The following is a 15592-nucleotide window of genomic DNA, read 5'->3' on the forward strand; positions in this document are numbered from 1 at the left end:
TTCGAGCCCGGCGCATATATCCGATGATATCCATGTCGACAATCAAGGGTGACCGGCGAACGCCGGATCAACCGAAAGGGCCTTTCATGATCCCCACGCGCGTGCGTCTGCAGAAGAAGAACCGCTATTATACCGGACCGAAAAGCGATCATTTCGACGGCACACTGTTCTTCAACCCCGACGGCATGAACCCGCCCGGCCTTGCCGAGGTCGTCAAATGGCAGCTTGCCCACAAGCGCACGCCCTGGCCGAAGGAAGTCTCCTGCCGCTATGCGCCGCACAAGCCCGACGCGCTTGTCACCGGCAAGGGGATGCGCGTGACGATGATCGGCCATGCGAGCCTCTTGATCCAGGTTGCCGGCGTCAACATCCTGACCGACCCGGTATTTACCAAGCGCGTCAGCCCGTTTGACTCCGTCGGTCCGAAGCGCGTCTGCCCGCCGGGCGTCCTGCTCGATGACCTGCCGAAGATCGATGTCGTGCTGATCACCCACAACCACTACGACCATCTGAGTCATGCCTGCCTGAAACGCCTTCAGGCCGATCACGCGCCCCGGATCATCGCGCCGCTCGGCAATGACACGGTGATCCACCAGAAGGTGCCGGATGCGGATGTAACCGTGCTCGACTGGGGCGACCAGGCGCCGCTTCCGGGCGGCGTGAATGTCTTCGCCGAGCCCTGCCACCACTGGTCGGCCCGCGGCGTCACCGACCGGCGCATGGCGCTGTGGGCCGCCTTCGTGCTGGAAACGCCCGCAGGCTGCATCTACCACATCGGCGACACCAGCTTTCACGAGGGGCGCAACTACCGCGCGGCGGCCGAAAAATACGGCGGCTTCCGCCTCGCCAACCTGCCGATCGGCGCCTATGAGCCGCGCTATTTCATGAAGAACGAGCATCAGGACCCGGTGGAAGCGGTCAAGGGGTTCGAACTCTCCAAGGCCGCCTATGCCGCAGGCCACCATTTCGGCACCTTCCAGCTCACCGACGAAGGCCATGACGATCCGGTGAAACTGCTGAAAGCCGCCCTTTCCGATGCCGGCATTGATGAAGACCGCTTCCGCCCGCTGGAGCCCGGCGAGGCCTTCGACGTGCCGGAGATCGATTGAGCCTTCAGGCTTTCAGCCGCGCGATGCGTTTCGGATCGGCGAGATAGCGCAGCGCGTCGCGGCCGACCCAGGCCTTCGCGCGCTCGTCGCTGGCCGCAAGTTTCTCCGCGAGCGCGATTGCGGCCCTGTGGCAGCGGACATTGCGCATGCCGACATTGCGCAACGCCCAACTGACCGCCTTCTTCACGAAGTTCCGACCGTCTGCGGCATGCGCCTCGATCAGCGGGAAGAGCGCCATAAAGCTTCCGTCCGGCTCCTTCTTGCGGTGGACGGCCGCGCCGGCGATCATGGCGAAGGCGGTCCGGCGCACGAATTCACGGTCGTCTTGCGCAAACAGGGAGACGATTTCGGCATCAAACCGCGCCTCAACGAAGAGGTCGGCGGCAAGGTCCACCATTTCCCAGGAGACAAAATCACCGGCAAGCGCAAGCATGTTCTCCTGCGTCAGTTCACCCGGATCGAAGGTCAGCAAGGCCAGCATCTTCGACTCGCGCACCGGGCTTTGCCAGAGCGCCGCCGCCCGCGCATGGTTCACGCCGACAGCCTTTGCGATCTGCCGCAGTTCGGGATTGGAAAGGCCGATGGCCGTGTCGGTTTTGATGCCGACGCGCTTCATCTCCGCAAGCCGCGCCGGATCGGCGCTGGCCTCAAGGGCCGAGAGAATATCCTCTGTCGATGACTGTGCCGTCAGTTCCATTCTCCCCCCTTTTGGCGCCGTTTTCACCGTCCCGCCAGCGATGCCTCCGTCGATGAGGCGCCCTCGCGCTTTTTCAGCGCATGCTCGCGCCAGATGGTGAAAGCGCCGGCGCCGACGACGGTGAGCCCGCCGGCAATCATATGCACGTTCAACTGTTCCTTGAACACCAGAACGCCGAACAGCGAACCATAGACGAGCTGCATATAGGTGATGGTCTGCACCGTCACGGCTTCGGTCACCGCAAGCGCCCGGATGAGGAGATAGTGCCCTGAAATACCGGTGAAACAAAGCGCGACAAGCCAGCCCCAGTCGGCAAGCGGCACATCCTCCCAGAAGAACGGGCCGATGAGGCTTGTCAGCACCATGCCGACCACGCCGGTATAAAACAGGCTGACTTCCGGCGCATCATAGCGCCCGGCAAGACGGGTATAGAGCGAATAGAGCGCGAAGGTGAAGCAGCAGCCGACCGGCACCAGCATCGCCAGCGAGAATTGCTCGCCGAGCGGATCGATGATGACCAGCACGCCGAACAGGCCGACGACGATCGCCAGCCAGCGCCGCCAGCCGACGCGTTCGCCCAGCAGCGGCACCGACAGGAGCGCCACCACCAGCGGGGCGGCCATGAAGATCGCCTGGCTCTGGGCAAGGCCGACAAGGGCAAAGGACAGGATCGAGATCAGGATCTGCGCCACCAGCAGGAAGCTTCGCCAGATCTGAAGGACGGGGTGATGGGTCACCGTCGCGGCCTTGAAACCGCCCGGCGCGCGGGAAGCCAGGATGATCACGAACAGGCCGAAGGCCCAGAAGCGCACCATGGCGATGAAGAACGGCGAATAGAGCGGACCGAGATGGCGGGTGATCGCGTCCTGGACCGCAAAGATCGAGACCGCGCCAAAGGCAAGGGCGACACCGGAAAGCTTCATGCAGCCGCTCCGACGCGGCGTGAGACATCAAGGGCAATGGGCCGGCAGACCGGCAAACCGATCACCTTCGCGGCAAAATGAGGAACTGGCATCGTTTCAGAACTTTCGAGAGGCATGGCGCAGGCAATATCCGGACCATGGCTGGCAGCGGGATATTCCGAGAACCGCAAGGTGTGGCCGAAACGTTCGCTGCCGGGGGAGGATTTCACCGACATTACACGTCATGGCGGTCGACGCAAAGGCCGCTCTCGGCCCGCAGGGTTCGGCCGGGACTATTTTTCGCGGGCAAGCGAGGGCATGGACTGGTGACGGCGGCGGATTTCGCCCATATAACGCCGGAAGCAACGACAGGTGACGGAGCCCCTGATGGCCGACAGCACGAATATGGTGCGCATGGAGCGCATGAACGGACTTGGCAACAAGATCCTCGTCATCGACATGCGCGGGCGCACCGACAGGGTGACGCCTGAGGCCGCGATCCGGCTTGATGCCCATCCCGACACCGAATTCGACCAGATCATGGCGCTCTACGATCCGCGCGAGGACGCGCCGGACGGCTGGATCGACATCCTTAATTCCGACGGCTCGATGGCGCAGGCCTGCGGCAACGGAACGCGCTGCGTCGTCGACTATCTGACGCGTGAGACCGACAAGGACCGCTTCGCCTTTCGCACCATTGCCGGCGCGCTCTTTGCAGAACGGCTTTCCGACAGGCTGATCTCCGTCAACATGGGCGCGCCGATCTTCGACTGGGAGAAGATCCCGCTTGCAGGACCCGCCGCCGACACGACCCATGTCGCGCTGCCCGAACCGCATGAGGCCGATCCGGCGCTGCAGCGCTTTTCCGCCGCCTCCATGGGCAATCCCCATGCCGTCTTCTTCGTGCCGCGCGCTGTCGACAGCTACGACATTCTTGCCTTCGGTCCACGCTACGAGCGTCATCCGCTGTTTCCTGAACGCGCCAACATCTCGCTGGCGCAGGTCACCTCGCCCTCCTCGCTGTCGCTGAAGACCTTCGAGCGCGGCGCCGGGCTGACGCTCGCCTGCGGCTCGGCCGCCTGCGCCGCCGCCGTCTCAGCCGCCCGCACCGGCCGCACCGGCCGCAAGGTCACCGTCTATCTGCCCGCCGGCGCACTGGAAATCGACTGGCGCGAGGACGACGACCACGTGATCATGACGGGGCCGGCGGAACATGAATGGTCGGGCCGGGTTGATCCCAAGACAGGCGAATGGTGCCAAACCTGAAGCTGCACACAGACTTGCCCACATGACAGAAACCGCTTTGCGGACCAAAGGATTTGAAATAGCTTGGGCGTATGCCCAACATCAGTCCTTCTTCGAGACGCTTTTTGTCCGCTGTCACGAAAAAATGGCGGCGCTTTGTTGTTGAGCCGATACTTCGTTTTTACCATTCGCCGCGACCTGACTTGAAAGCGGTTTTCTGGATCAACGTCGTTGTTCCGGCGATCTACATTTTCTTCATCGCGCCGTTTCTGTTTTTCACACCAAGGCTCTCTGGTCTTTTTTTGGCGCTCGCGTTTATTGTCGTGCAAGTCTTGAACGTTCTCGCCGCCCGGACCTTCCCCGGTCGAAGCAAAATTTTTTACGTTATGTTTGCGGCCAATTTTCTGGCGTTGCCATTCGGACGGTTAAGCGCGATCACCGAGATAGCCTCGTTGCCCTTTCACCTATGGTCCTACTGGCAACTGTTTACTCAAGGCGCATGGGCCTGACCAGAACCAGAACTTCCGTTCCGGTCGGCGAATGGGCGCGGCAGCGAAATTGCAGGGCCGTGGCCTTGTTGCCTGTGATCGTTATTTCGGTTGCGCCTGGCCCCTGACCATAAAACAGCTGATCCCCTCCTTATCTCCCTCGAACGAACGCTCCTCGAAATTGCCTGTTTCAGAGTCTTCCCATAGAATTCATTGTTCATGACGTTTCTCCCTTTCCAAGACGGATCCTCCAAAAGAATAGACTTCCGTATCAGAGCGGGGATAAACGGGGAAAATGCATTCGCGACCAAACGGCATTGACCAAGACGATTCCGAAAGCCAGCCAACCAATGACCCTGAAAACCCTGACATTCGGCTGCAGGCTGAACACCTATGAGAGCGAAGTCATGCTCAAGGCGGCTGAGGAAGCGGGCCTTGGCGATGCCGTGCTGGTGAATACCTGCGCTGTGACGGGCGAGGCCGTGCGCCAGGCGCGCCAGGCGATCCGCCGGGCGCGGCGGGAAAACCCGGATGCGCGCATCATCGTCACCGGCTGCGCGGCGCAGACGGAGAAGGATACCTTCGCCGCCATGGCCGAGGTCGATGCCGTGCTTGGCAATGCCGAAAAGCTTGAGGCCGAAAGCTACCGCGCCCTGCCGGATTTTGGCGTCTCGGCGGAAGAAAAGATCGTCGTCAATGACATCATGAGCGTGACCGAAACCGCGCCGCAGATGGTGGAAAGCATTGACGGGCATGTGCGCGCCTTCCTGCAGGTGCAAAACGGCTGCGACCACCGCTGCACCTTCTGCATCATCCCCTATGGCCGCGGCAATTCCCGCTCCGTGCCGATGGGCGCGGTCATCGATCAGGCGCACAAGCTTTCAGAACAGGGCTATCGCGAGATGGTGCTGACCGGGGTCGATGCGACATCCTACGGCGCGGACCTGCCCGGCCAGCCCACACTCGGCCTTCTGGCAAAGACGCTTTTGAAACGGGTGCCGGAGATCGCCCGGCTGAGGCTTTCCTCGATCGACAGTATCGAGGTCGACCGTCACCTTCTCGACCTGATCGCCGACGAGCCGCGCTTCATGCCGCATCTGCACCTGTCGCTGCAGCACGGCGACAACCTGATCCTCAAGCGGATGAAGCGCCGGCATTCGCGCGACGACGCGCTCGCCTTCATGGCCGAGGCAAGGCGACTGCGCCCGGACATGGCCTTCGGCGCGGATTTCATCGCCGGCTTTCCCACCGAGACCGAAGAGCATTTTGAAAACACCGTGCGGCTGGCTGAGGACGCCGGGATCGCGCATCTCCATGTCTTCCCCTACAGCCCCCGGCCCGGAACGCCGGCCGCCCGCATGCCCCAGCTTGACCGTGCGCTGGTGAAGGAACGGGCAAGGCGGTTGCGCGAGACCGGAGATGCGCTCAAGGCGCGCCATCTCGACGGGCTGGTCGGCACGACCCAGACCGTGCTCTCCGAGCGCGGCGAGACCGGCCATGCGGAAAACTTCGCAGCCGTGGCCATGCCGAAGTTCAAGCCCGGCCGTTTCGTCAACGCCCGCATCACCGGCCATGACGGCAGAAGGCTTGAGGCGACATTCGCGGACGCTTGAGGCCTTGCGCCCTGCCGGGTTGCGTCGACTGTGCGTTGACAAGGTGCTTCGGGGCACGGGATAAGGAACCGCACAACGGCAAGAACAGGACAGTATTCCCATGGCCCTCGGCTTCATGAAAAACGTCTTCACCTTCGGCAAAAAGGAACAGAAGCCGCAGGAAGATCAGGTCGTCGCGCCTGAGGAGGAAACCGAAGCGCCGCAGACCGCGACGACGGAACCGGAACAGGCCGAAGCCGCCATCACCGAGGCCGTAAGCAGCGATCCCTGGGATGATGACAGCATTGTCGGCGGTGTCGTCGGCCGGTCTTCAGAGGAACCGGAAACGCCACCGGAAGAGCCTGGGCCGGAAAAAGAGCCTGCCGGCGAAGCCCCCGAGACCTCCGCCCAGGCAGAAGAGCCTGTCGCCGCGACGCCGGTCGAGGCACCGCCTGAGGCCGCGGAAGAGCCGGTCCCCGCCCCGAAAAAGAACCAGGGCTTCGAAATCACCGCCGGGCCGACGCCCGAAGCGCCCAAGCCGCTGCCGACGAAAAAACTCTCCTGGTTCCAGCGATTGAAGGCCGGCCTGTTCCGCACCTCGCAGCAGCTTTCCGGGCAGATCACCGCACTCTTCACCAAGCGCAAGCTGGACGAGGAAGCGCTGGAGGAACTGGAAGACCTGCTGATCCAGGCCGATCTCGGCATCGAGACGGCGATGCGCATCACCGATACGCTTTCTGCCGAACGCTATGGACGCGATGTCACCGGCAAGGATGTGACCCGCATCATGGCCGACGAGATCACCAAGGTGCTGCAGCCGGTGGCAAGGCCGCTGGCGCTTGACCTGTCAAAAAAGCCGCATGTCATTCTCGTCGTCGGCGTCAACGGCACCGGCAAGACCACCACGATCGGCAAGCTTGCCGCCAAGCTGACGCGCGCCGGCCTCAAGGTGACGCTCGGCGCCGGCGACACGTTCCGGGCCGCGGCCATCGAACAACTGAAGATCTGGTCGGACCGCACGGGCGCCGAATTCGTCGGCACCAAGTTGGGGGCCGATGCCGCCGGCCTTGCCTATGACGCCCTCAAGCGCGGCCAGGAAAACGGCTCGGACGTCGTCATCATCGATACGGCGGGACGGCTTCAGAACAAGGCCGAACTGATGGACGAACTGGCCAAGATCGTCCGCGTGCTCGGCAAGCTCGATCCGGACGCGCCGCACACCGTGCTGCAGACGCTCGACGCCACCACCGGCCAGAACGCCATGAGCCAGGTGGAAATCTTCCGCAATGTCGCCGGCGTCTCAGGCCTCGTCATGACCAAGCTCGACGGCACGGCGCGCGGCGGCATTCTGGTCGCGATTGCGGCAAAGCACAAACTGCCGGTCTATTTCATCGGCGTCGGCGAGGGGATCGATGACCTCGAGCCCTTCGAGGCGGAGGAGTTTGCCCAGGCCATTGCCGGGACGCCTGAGGAAGAAGAGGCCTGAATCGAGGGCTTGACCCGCAAAATAGCCGTTTTTGGGGTTGAATGGACGTCGCCCCCATATGATATGAGCCGACGAGCCCACCCTTGAGAAGCGACAGAGCATGAGCGACAGCAGCCCGAAGAAACTGACGACCGAACAGAAGGAAGAGCCGTTCCTGAAGCTTGTCTTCGAGCTCGGTCCGCTGATGATCTTCTTCTTCGCCAATCTGCGCGGCGAATGGCTGATGCGCGCCTTCCCGGCTCTTTCCGCCTTCGGCACGCCGCTTCTGGTGGCAACCGCCCTGTTCATGGCGGCAACCGTGATCTCGCTCGTCGCCTCGCGCATCTTCATGGGCAAGGTGCCGATCATGCCGCTCGTCTCCGGCGTCGTCGTTCTGGTGTTCGGGGCGCTGTCGATCTGGCTGCAGGACGAGACCTTCATCAAGATGAAGCCGACCATCGTCAACGGCCTGTTTGCCGCGGTTCTCCTCGGCGGCCTCGTCTTCGGCCGGTCGCTGCTCGGCTATGTCTTCCACTCCGCCTTCAGGCTGGATGACGAGGGCTGGCGCAAGCTGACGCTCAGATGGGGCCTGTTCTTCGTCTTCCTGGCGATCATCAACGAGGTCGTCTGGCGCAATTTTTCCGACGATGTCTGGGTCAACTTCAAGGTTTGGGCGACGATGCCGATCACCATCGCCTTCACCCTTGCCCAGATGCCGCTGATCATGCGCCATTCGGTCGAGCCGATCGGCGAGGAAAAGAAGGACGAGGGCTAGCGCATCGGCTCGAAAATCGGAATCGATTTTCAAAAAGAACGATGCGTAGATTCAATAAGTTAGAGCGTCCTTTGTGCGTCCTAAAGGACGCACGGCACTCAAAGGGCGCTCCGCCCGCCTCGCAGCGTCAGCACCGATCACAGCCGCCGGCCGGCCAGATCGTTTTCCGTATTGTCCACATAGGCGCCGACATCGCGGTCGGCGGGGTAGAAGTCGAGATAGCGCCGCCAGACTGCGAGCGCGGCCTCCGGTCGCCCGGTCCGGTCAAGGATCGTCGCCATCAGGCCGAGCCCGCCGAAATCGCGCGGCTCCAGCGAAAGGGCTGCGCCGATATCGTCCATAGCCCGGTTGAAGTCGCCATGGGTATAATGGATGACGGCGCGCTTGCGATAGGCCGCCGGTTCACCGGGCCTGAGCGCGATCGCCTCTGACAGGAAGTCGAGTGCGGCCGCCGTGCGGCCATCGGCCTCCGCCGCGTCCGACCATTCGATCAGCAGCGACACCGTCGCGCTCGGCGAGCGGTCGAGATAATCGTCGATTTCCTTGGCAAAGGAGGCCGCGCGCGCGGGATCGCGGGTGCGGGCGAGATTGCGATACATCGCGTCGAGCGGATCGCCAGGCGCCTCGAGCGTGGGCTCTTCCCGGACCGGAGCGACACCGGCATCGCTCTGCGCGAGAGCAGGCTGACCCGCCAGAGGGGCGAGCGCAACGAGCGTCAGAAAAACAGGCATGAAAAAGCGCATGACGGGATGGTATCCCGTCATGGCGAAAATTCAAACAGATATTGCCCCGGCCCGATCACGGACCGGTGAACGCACTCAGCCCTGGCGGGCCTTGAAGCGCGGGTTCTGCTTGTTGATGATGTATACTCGGCCCTTGCGGCGCACCAGACGGTTTTCCCGGTGACGGGACTTGAGCGCCTTGAGCGAATTCTTGATCTTCATGTTTTCGATCCGCTGTTTGTGCCGCTCTCGACTGATCAGTAAAGGCGGTCTGTTTCAACATTCAAAAGCGCGCCGGAATGGGGCGCGCTTGGCTGTGGCCGGTACCTAGCGAAAGGCCGGGCGAAAGTCAACCGTTCCGGCGGGTTTCATCGCGGCGAAAGCACGGTGACATGCCCCATTTTCCGCCCCGGCCGTGTCTCGGCCTTGCCGTAGAGGTGAACAAGCGCGCCTGGCATCATCATGTAGCGCGGGATATCGTCCATATCGTCGCCGATGATATTGTACATCACGCAATCGCTGTGGCGCGCCGGATCGATCAGCGGCAGGCCGCAAACGGCGCGGATATGCTGCTCGAACTGCGAGGTGACGCAGGCCGCCTCGCTCCAGTGGCCGGAATTGTGCACGCGCGGGGCGAATTCATTGGCAAGCAGCCGCCCGTCCCGGGCGACGAAGAGTTCCAGCCCGGCGACTCCGACATATTCCAGCGCCGAGAGCAGTTTTTCGGCGGCGATCTTCGCCTTCTCGATCACATCGCCGGAAACGCGTGCGGGAACGCGCGAGACCCTTAAAATGCCGCCGCTGTGCTCATTCTCGGCCGGATCGAACGAGACGACGCTGCCATCCATGCCGCGCGCGGCGATGACGGAGATTTCGCAGGCAAAATCGATCCATTCCTCGAAGATCGCCGGCGCCCCGCCAAGGGCTTCAAAGGCGGCTCCAGCGTCGTCACCCGCGCCGGTGAAGACCCACTGCCCCTTCCCGTCATAGCCGAAACGGCGGGTCTTCAGCACGCCGCGCCCGCCGAAGAGCTGCAGCGCCGCATCGAGATCGGCGCGGCTGTCGACGGCGTGGAACCCGGCAGTCGGAATGCCGCAATCGTTGAGGAAGGATTTTTCCGTCAGCCGGTCCTGCGAGATCGACAGCGCGCGCGCCGGCGGATAGACCGGTCGCTCGGCGGCGAGCCGGGCCGCGCTCTTTTCCGGCACATTCTCGAACTCGTAAGTGATGACATCGCAATGGGACGCAAGCTCACCCAGCGCGCGGTCATCGTCATAACCCGCCACGATATGGCCGTTCGCCACCTGGGCCGCCGGGCAATGCGGATCAGGCTCAAGGATGACGGTGCGGATTGAAAGCCGGGCTGCGGCCATGGCCAGCATGCGGCCGAGCTGGCCGCCGCCGATGATGCCGATGGTTTTCATGGGCCTATTCGTCCTTGTCGATGGGATATTCTGCGACATGGGCCGCCTGGCGGGCGCGATAGTCATCGAGCCTTCCGGCAAGCTCCGGATCCGTCAGCGCCAGAACGGCGGCGGCCAAGAGCGCGGCATTGACCGCGCCCGCCTTGCCGATCGCCAGCGTTCCCACGGGCACGCCCGCGGGCATCTGCACGATCGAAAGCAGGCTGTCCTGGCCTGAAAGCGCGCGCGACTGAACCGGAACGCCAAGGACCGGCAGCGGCGTCAGCGCGGCCAGCATGCCCGGCAGATGCGCCGCCCCGCCCGCGCCGGCAATGATGATCTGAAAACCCTCGCCGCGCGCGCCGCGGGCAAAATCGTAGAGCCGGTCCGGCGTGCGGTGCGCGGAGACGATACGAGCTTCGTAGTCGACATCGAGAATGTCGAGCGTGTCGGCGGCGTTCTTCATCGTTTCCCAGTCGGACTGGGAGCCCATGACGATGGCGACTTTCGGGTTCATGATCGGGCTCATCGGCCTTCCATTTCGGTCGTGGTTCCAGTTCTGGCGAAACCGGGCCGGGGTTGTTGCGCGTCGGAGTTTCGAAACCGGTCTTCACCTTTCACGCCGGACGCTCCGGGCCACGGTCAGATGCGGCACAAGCCTGCCCGCAAAGGCCTTAGCATCATTCGATTTCGGTGAAAAGCAAGCGATTGCCGCGTGACAGCGCAGACATTGAAAATGCCGCCGGAAAATCACATTTCCGCCTTCGACAAGCGTCACGAAACATGGCATGATTTTTTTGCAAATTGATGACGAGGCGCCGCATGCTGCGGCGATAAACGAAGGAAGGACGTGCGAAAATGACAGTTCAGACCCACCTTGCCGCCCTGGAGGAAAAACACTCCGCGCTCGAAAAGAAGCTGCAGAGCGTGATGTCCTCGCCGTCAAGCCATGATGAGGAAATCAACGAACTCAAACGCAAGAAGCTTCAGCTCAAGGACGAAATCGAGCGCCTTCAGCACTCGGCGAACTGATCAGCTGGCCTTTCCGTAAAATGCAAAGCGTCCCGGTTTTCGACCGGGGCGTTTTTTTGGCTGCGGTCTCAGGCTTCTTAAGTTTTTTCCGCCTTTTTCATGACGCCGACGCGCAGCATCACCTCACGGGGAATATCATAGGTCGATGTCAGGTGATGGTCGGTTCGAAGCCCGAGATAGTCGCGCTGGATGAACAGCGCGAAGGCGCGATCGGCCGCCTCCTGCACCAGTGCATCGCGATCCTGGTTGGAGCCCGGCGTCTCGTCGTGGCGTTTGAGCGCGGCGAGCGCCTCTTCCAGCCTGCGCCCGATCCGGCCCAGCGCCTGCGCCGTCTCCTGCATGATCTCGTATTGCAGGGCATCCATCCGCGGATCGAGCGGCTTGCTGTTGGTCCCGGGCAGTATGGGCGTCTTCTTTTCCATGGCCTTTTCCTTTACCGCTTCGTCTTCCCAACATCGGAAAACACGGGCCGAAGTTCAAGGGCAGGCGCAGATCTGCCTCCTCAGTAGCACTCGATCAGGACGGTGGCCCGGGAAAGCTGCTCGGCAAGCGCCTCCGGCGAAAGCGTGGTCGTTTCGCCCGACAGGGATGTCGAAATGTTGTTGGCCTCGGCGAAGATGCGCGCGATGCTGCCGCGCACGGCGAAATTGACATTCTGCGGCAGGTCCCCGGTCAGCTCTGCAACAGTGAGGCCGTTCATCTTCGAAACGACAACGCCGACCACCTGCCCGTGGCGGTTGACGATCGGCCCGCCGGAATTACCGGCCTGCACGGGCGCCGTGATCTGCAGCCGGGTCGCGTCATTGTCCATGCCCTTGAGCGCGGAAACCGACCCGCGCGTGACGTTGAGCGTATCGAGCAACCCTTTCAGCGGAAAGCCGGCAACCGTGACATCCGAATTGAGCCGTGCGGGTGTCGCGGCAAAGGCGAGGGCTTCGGCTTCCTCCGGCAGTCTCGAGCCGCGCCTGAGGATCGCCAGATCGAGCCGCGCATCAACCGCGGCAAGCGCGGCCTCAGCCCCGTCAACGGCAAGCCGGCCGCAGCCTTCGACCACATGCGCATTGGTCATGACATCGGCGGCGTCATTGATATAGAAGCCGCTGCCCGAGGAGCGGGCCTGCGATGTCGTCTGTGCCGGGTTCGACTCGGTCGCCGGCGCGGCCTCGTCGTCGGCGGAAAGCACATCGAGCGTCGCCTTCATATAGGTCATCAGCCGGCCCGCGGGCGGGATCTGGAGCGGGCGCTGGCCGCCGGTGCGATAGCTCGCGACCATGAGGTTCGCCACCGCCCGCCCTCCGGCCGTCTCCGCCGTGAAGAGCGCCATACGCGCAAGGCCTGTGCCGCGGCTGAAATCCGTCCGCTGATAGGCCATGTGCCCATCTTCGGCATAGGAGGTAACCCAGAAATCGTCCCTGCGCACGATGTAGGGCTCGGTGCGGTAGACGCCCGAGGCGTTGGCGATCAGCATCTCGTGGAAGCCGATCGCGCTCGCGCGGTCCGTCAGCGCTGCGACAGCGGCGAAACTGTCGTCGTCGGAGAGGATCTCCAGCATCCGCTCGTCGGTATCACCGGCATAGACAATGGCGAACGGGGCCAGCAGCGATATGTCGAGATTGCTATCGTAATAGACATCCCAGTCGTCGGCTTCCAGCATCTCGCTGCCGGCGGCGGCGAGGAAGGCCACATGGAAATTGCTGGGAAGCTCACCGAACTCGCGCAGGCTCCACCGATCCAGCGCCGACTGGGAGCCGCGCCCCCACTGTCCGTCGAGCCGGCCGTCATAATCGCCGGTGAGCGCCAGCGACGCCTGGAGAAAACGCTTCTCATCGCGATCGAGCGGCCGTGCGTCGAACTCGGAAAACAAAAGGTCCGGCGGGGAAGCGGGCCGGATCGAAGTGGCCGGCCAGACGCGTTCGACAAGGCCCTTGCCGCTCGAGCAGAAGGAATCCCCGGGGATCAATCCGCCCGCTTTCATGCTGTTGAGCCGCGCATCGGCTTCATCCTCGTCAAGCATGTCGCCCGTCAGCGCGAACCAGCCATTGCTGCTCAGATAGATCGCGGAGATATCGTATTCGGGGTGGCTTACGCGATAGTCCTCGGCTGCAGCAAGCGTCGGGCGGGAGGCAAGCACGGCGAGACAGTCGCCGGGAGACACGAACGCGGCGAGAGCGTTTGCCGACGGGGCCAGAAGAAAACACACCAACAACAGGAAACGCATTCGACCCCCCCCTGAACTCCCCTTGCCTTACCGGGTCCCTATCGTGCCCTCCGGGAGCCGGCAAAATCAAGTCGTCCTGGCATCGTTGGGGCCAAAAAGAAAAACCGCCGGGCGTTGCCACCCGGCGGCTTGAACTCAGTCAGTGCAAGCGGAACGCTTACTGGTCGTCGCGGTTCTTCAGAGCCGCGCCCAGGATGTCGCCGAGCGAAGCGCCGCTGTCGGACGAACCGAACTGTGCGACGGCTTCCTTCTCCTCGGCGATTTCAAGCGCCTTGATGGAGAGCATGACCTTGCGGTCGCGCTTGGAGAAGTTGGTGACGCGGGCGTCGAAGACCTGGCCGACGGAGAAACGCTCGGGGCGCTGCTCGTCGCGATCGCGGGCGAGGTCCGAACGGCGGATGAAGGCCGAGATGTCGTCGTGATTGACGAGCTTGACCTCGACACCGCCATCGTTGACGGCCGTGACTTCGCAGGACACGACAGCGCCCTTGCGCAGATCGCCGGAAGCAGCGGCTTCCGTCAGCGAATCCTTGCCGAGCTGCTTGATGCCGAGCGAGATGCGTTCCTTGTCGATATCGACATCGAGAACAACAGCCTTGACGACGTCACCCTTGTTGTACTCCTCGATGACCTGCTCGCCCGGACGGTTCCAGTCGAGGTCGGAAAGGTGCACCATGCCGTCGACATCGCCTTCGAGACCGATGAACAGGCCGAATTCGGTCTTGTTCTTGATCTCGCCTTCGACAACCGTGCCAGACGGATGCGAGAAGGAGAAGGCTTCCCACGGGTTCTCAAGCGTCTGCTTGAGGCCGAGCGAAATGCGGCGCTTGGCCGGATCGACTTCGAGCACGACAACATCGACGTCCTGCGTGGTCGACAGGATCTTGCCGGGGTGTACGTTCTTCTTGGTCCAGGACATTTCCGAGATGTGGATCAGGCCTTCGATACCCGGCTCCAGCTCGACGAACGCGCCGTAATCGGTGATGTTCGTGACCGTACCGGAGATCTTCTTGCCTTCCGGATACTTGGCCTGGATGCCATCCCACGGGTCGGCTTCAAGCTGCTTCATGCCCAGCGAAATACGGTGCGTTTCCTGGTTGATGCGGATGATCTGAACCTTGACCTGCTGGCCGATGGACAGAAGCTCGGTCGGGTGGTTGACGCGACGCCATGCCATGTCGGTGACGTGCAGCAGACCGTCGATACCGCCGAGATCGACGAAGGCGCCGTAATCGGTGATGTTCTTGACGACACCCTCGACAACCTGGCCTTCTTCGAGGTTCTGGACGATTTCCGAACGCTGTTCCGCACGGCTTTCCTCAAGAACGGTCCGGCGCGAAACGACGATGTTGCCGCGACGCTTGTCCATCTTGAGGATTTCAAACGGCTGCGGCGTGTGCATCAGCGGGGAGACGTCGCGGATCGGACGGATGTCCACCTGGGAACGCGGCAGGAAGGCGATCGCACCGTCAAGATCGACCGTGAAGCCGCCCTTGACCTGGTTGAAGATCATGCCTTCGACGCGCTCGCCGGCCTCGAACTTGGCTTCGAGCTTGACCCATGCTTCCTCGCGGCGGGCCTTCTCACGCGACAGGACAGCCTCGCCCAGCGCGTTTTCGATGCGCTCGACATAGACTTCGACTTCGTCGCCGACCTTCAGCTCGCCATCCTTGCCGCGCGCGCCGAATTCCTTCAGCGGTACGCGACCTTCGACCTTCAGGCCGACGTCGATGATGGCCATGTCCTTTTCGATGGACGTGACCAGGCCCTTGGCGACATAGCCTTCGGCAAGATCATTGTTCGCGCCGAAGGATTCCTCGAGCATTGCGGCGAAATCGTCGCGCGTGGGGGTTTGTGCAGTCATAGAAACTCCTGGATCGTGTCCGTTCTCTTGAACCGAACACGCGTTGCGCCGGTGGCTGGTGTTGATCTTCGGCTGTCACC

At 62.6% G+C, this 15592-nt stretch carries 17 protein-coding genes; 7 read left to right on the plus strand and 10 right to left on the minus strand.

Going from position 1 to position 15592, the window contains the following annotated elements:
• Window positions 1-86: 86 nt before the first annotated feature.
• Window positions 87-1109 (plus strand): MBL fold metallo-hydrolase, encoded by a 1023-nt coding sequence (locus FF124_RS00740; RefSeq protein ID WP_138746565.1) that lies wholly within the window; start codon window positions 87-89, stop codon window positions 1107-1109.
• 4 nt (window positions 1110-1113) lie between these two features.
• Here FF124_RS00740 and FF124_RS00745 read toward each other — a convergent pair whose 3' ends face one another.
• The 3 genes from FF124_RS00745 to FF124_RS00755 are packed head-to-tail and all read right to left on the minus strand — an operon-like array spanning window position 1114 to window position 2944.
• Window positions 1114-1806, minus strand: a complete 693-nt coding sequence (locus tag FF124_RS00745; RefSeq protein ID WP_138746566.1) for a DNA alkylation repair protein — start codon at window positions 1804-1806, stop codon at window positions 1114-1116.
• Between the two features lie 23 nt (window positions 1807-1829).
• Window positions 1830-2729 (minus strand): DMT family transporter, encoded by a 900-nt coding sequence (locus FF124_RS00750; RefSeq protein ID WP_138746567.1) that lies wholly within the window; start codon window positions 2727-2729, stop codon window positions 1830-1832.
• A complete protein-coding gene (locus tag FF124_RS00755; RefSeq protein WP_138746568.1) occupies window positions 2726-2944 on the minus strand; it encodes a hypothetical protein in 219 nt (72 codons plus the stop codon). The genes FF124_RS00750 and FF124_RS00755 overlap by 4 nt, the downstream gene beginning before the upstream one ends.
• A 151-nt stretch (window positions 2945-3095) precedes the next feature.
• On the opposite strand from FF124_RS00755, the gene dapF reads away from it, so the two are divergent.
• From dapF to FF124_RS00780, 5 genes are all read left to right on the plus strand, one after another.
• The gene (dapF, locus tag FF124_RS00760) at window positions 3096-3974 is read left to right on the plus strand and encodes a diaminopimelate epimerase (RefSeq protein WP_246072133.1); all 879 of its coding nucleotides are present in this window, start codon (window positions 3096-3098) and stop codon (window positions 3972-3974) included.
• Between the two features lie 71 nt (window positions 3975-4045).
• Window positions 4046-4462 (plus strand): hypothetical protein, encoded by a 417-nt coding sequence (locus tag FF124_RS00765; protein ID WP_138746569.1) that lies wholly within the window; start codon window positions 4046-4048, stop codon window positions 4460-4462.
• 329 nt (window positions 4463-4791) lie between these two features.
• Complete coding sequence (gene mtaB, locus FF124_RS00770; RefSeq protein WP_138746570.1) at window positions 4792-6054, plus strand: tRNA (N(6)-L-threonylcarbamoyladenosine(37)-C(2))-methylthiotransferase MtaB; 1263 nt, start codon at window positions 4792-4794, stop codon at window positions 6052-6054.
• 100 nt (window positions 6055-6154) lie between these two features.
• Window positions 6155-7519: a signal recognition particle-docking protein FtsY gene (gene ftsY, locus FF124_RS00775; RefSeq protein ID WP_138746571.1), complete on the plus strand. Its 1365-nt coding sequence runs from the start codon at window positions 6155-6157 to the stop codon at window positions 7517-7519.
• A gap of 100 nt (window positions 7520-7619) precedes the next feature.
• On the plus strand, window positions 7620-8273 hold the full coding sequence (locus FF124_RS00780) for a septation protein A (protein WP_138746572.1): 654 nt from the start codon (window positions 7620-7622) through the stop codon (window positions 8271-8273).
• A gap of 137 nt (window positions 8274-8410) precedes the next feature.
• On the opposite strand, the gene FF124_RS00785 is transcribed toward FF124_RS00780, so the two are convergent.
• From FF124_RS00785 to purE, 4 genes are all read right to left on the minus strand, one after another.
• Window positions 8411-9004: a tetratricopeptide repeat protein gene (locus FF124_RS00785; RefSeq protein WP_138746573.1), complete on the minus strand. Its 594-nt coding sequence runs from the start codon at window positions 9002-9004 to the stop codon at window positions 8411-8413.
• An 87-nt stretch (window positions 9005-9091) separates the two neighbouring features.
• Window positions 9092-9217 (minus strand): type B 50S ribosomal protein L36, encoded by a 126-nt coding sequence (gene ykgO / locus FF124_RS00790; protein WP_018064355.1) that lies wholly within the window; start codon window positions 9215-9217, stop codon window positions 9092-9094.
• Window positions 9218-9363: 146 nt separating this feature from the next.
• A complete protein-coding gene (locus FF124_RS00795; protein ID WP_138746574.1) occupies window positions 9364-10419 on the minus strand; it encodes a 5-(carboxyamino)imidazole ribonucleotide synthase in 1056 nt (351 codons plus the stop codon).
• 4 nt (window positions 10420-10423) lie between these two features.
• A complete protein-coding gene (gene purE, locus FF124_RS00800) occupies window positions 10424-10927 on the minus strand; it encodes a 5-(carboxyamino)imidazole ribonucleotide mutase (RefSeq protein WP_187326759.1) in 504 nt (167 codons plus the stop codon).
• Between the two features lie 329 nt (window positions 10928-11256).
• Between purE and FF124_RS00805 the strand changes: the two genes are divergently transcribed.
• Entirely contained in the window at window positions 11257-11430 is a 174-nt protein-coding gene (locus tag FF124_RS00805; protein WP_138746575.1) for a YdcH family protein, read from the plus strand.
• A gap of 77 nt (window positions 11431-11507) precedes the next feature.
• On the opposite strand, the gene FF124_RS00810 is transcribed toward FF124_RS00805, so the two are convergent.
• The 3 genes from FF124_RS00810 to rpsA form a co-directional block, all read right to left on the minus strand.
• Window positions 11508-11852, minus strand: a complete 345-nt coding sequence (locus FF124_RS00810; RefSeq protein WP_138746576.1) for a DUF6665 family protein — start codon at window positions 11850-11852, stop codon at window positions 11508-11510.
• An 80-nt stretch (window positions 11853-11932) separates the two neighbouring features.
• Window positions 11933-13648 carry a S1 family peptidase gene (locus tag FF124_RS00815; protein ID WP_138746577.1) on the minus strand — a complete coding sequence of 572 codons (1716 nt, stop codon included), beginning with the start codon at window positions 13646-13648 and terminating at the stop codon, window positions 11933-11935.
• 157 nt (window positions 13649-13805) lie between these two features.
• Window positions 13806-15512, minus strand: coding sequence for a 30S ribosomal protein S1 (gene rpsA / locus FF124_RS00820; protein WP_138746578.1), 1707 nt, complete (start codon window positions 15510-15512; stop codon window positions 13806-13808).
• Between the last annotated feature and the right edge of the window lie 80 nt (window positions 15513-15592).

The organism is Martelella lutilitoris (genome assembly GCF_005924265.1).
Classification (GTDB): Bacteria; Pseudomonadota; Alphaproteobacteria; order Rhizobiales; family Rhizobiaceae; genus Martelella; species Martelella lutilitoris.